General features: G+C 45.9%; 2 protein-coding genes. Both read right to left on the bottom strand.

All coding sequences use genetic code 11. From position 1 onward, the window contains the following. Positions 1–79: 79 nt before the first annotated feature. On the bottom strand, positions 80–796 hold the full coding sequence (locus CWI66_RS17455) for a restriction endonuclease (RefSeq protein ID WP_100732375.1): 717 nt from the start codon (positions 794–796) through the stop codon (positions 80–82). Between the two features lie 129 nt (positions 797–925). Then, entirely contained in the window at positions 926–1210 is a 285-nt protein-coding gene (locus CWI66_RS17450) for a hypothetical protein (protein ID WP_100732374.1), read from the bottom strand. Positions 1211–1298 lie beyond the last annotated feature (88 nt).

Raw genomic sequence — 1298 nt, 5'->3', positions numbered from 1 at the left:
GCGTGGCTGGTGAGGGTGCGGCGACTGGCGCGGAACTTTATGTTGGGCATGGCACTGTCTGGGTGAATGGCGATAATGGCTATATTGCCATGCAGGTCAGTGGGTTAGAAGTGCTTCCGGGGGCCGGTCTCACGGATTCAGGTATATCCACATAGTGAATGTCTCGCACTTGTATCTGCCCCGTACCTAATGCAGGATTGTAATTCAAATCCCTTGAAGATATGTACTTCAAATCGTAGGCATTGTACTTAACAACCTCCATTATTCCATCCATAAGTCCGGATTCTTGGTTTCGAGTGGAGTAAACCCTATGTTTTAGAGACAAAATGATAAAAATATAGTCTGGATCTTCTACATATGCTGTTCTAATTCGTGCAAACGAAGTGATATTTGGAGACTTTCCACTGTTGTCAATGTCTTCCGCAGTCGCTTTAACATCCACCTCGGCAGTTACGCCACTTTCAACTTTACGTTGTCGTTTAAATTGAAGAATGACATCCGCCATATGAAGCCTTTCAACGGCCTCAACATTCATTAATGAATATTTGTTTGACTTGTCATCTGCAATTAATTGGAACGTTTCTGATGCCCATGCTTCAACAAATGGCCCAGCAATTTTGTTGATATTCTCCATGGGCAATCCGAGCTTGAGATTTGTGTTGATAAATATTTTGTTCTGCCCACTTTCAATAGCATTCTTAATAATCTCCTCGACGGTGTTCGTGACGAAGGTTGAACACTCTTCATAGTCTTCTGATTCCCGAGGGATTTTGAATACTTGACTTTCGTAACTCATAAATTACCTCTAATGTCAATTTCTGGATGGGTTTTCGTATAACGCTAAGCTAAACGGCAGACTCTGCGAAGCAGTGGCTGTCCGGTGGAGGCCACGCCTTTCGTGGCCGTAACGCATTTGAGCGCCTGGTTATGTGCCAGGAATGACCCAGGCAGATAGAAACAATGCTCCACTGATACTGAAAGCGAGCAAAGCAAACCCTTTGGGCACCTTCACTTCGGTCCTTGGGATCCCCCGAGCGACGCCATGCACGAGTGCTGTTATGAAAAAAGAGAAAATCACCCACAGCCCCAAGGTAACCAAAACCTCAAAGGTATCGGCTGCCTGCAATACAAAAAACAGTCCAAGTGCCACGACGATCAGCACGAAGCCGACCATCACAACGAAATCAAATACATCGTAGCGACGATTCATTGCATCACCACATAACGCCCGCCATCACCGGTGACAAAGCCGTAGCGAAGCGAAGGGTTTGGCATCCGGTGCATGGCTTGGTTATGTT

Source organism: Halomonas sp. 141, from assembly GCF_002810305.1.
Taxonomy (GTDB): domain Bacteria; phylum Pseudomonadota; class Gammaproteobacteria; order Pseudomonadales; family Halomonadaceae; genus Vreelandella; species Vreelandella stevensii.
This window is presented reverse-complemented; position numbering and strand designations above follow the sequence as displayed.

Excerpts from the sequence above, each read along its gene's own strand:
- CWI66_RS17455 (WP_100732375.1), bottom strand. The coding sequence starts at position 796 with ATGAGTTACGAAAGTCAAGTATTCAAAATCCCTCGGGAATCAGAAGAC.
- CWI66_RS17450 (WP_100732374.1), bottom strand. The coding sequence starts at position 1,210 with ATGAATCGTCGCTACGATGTATTTGATTTCGTTGTGATGGTCGGCTTC.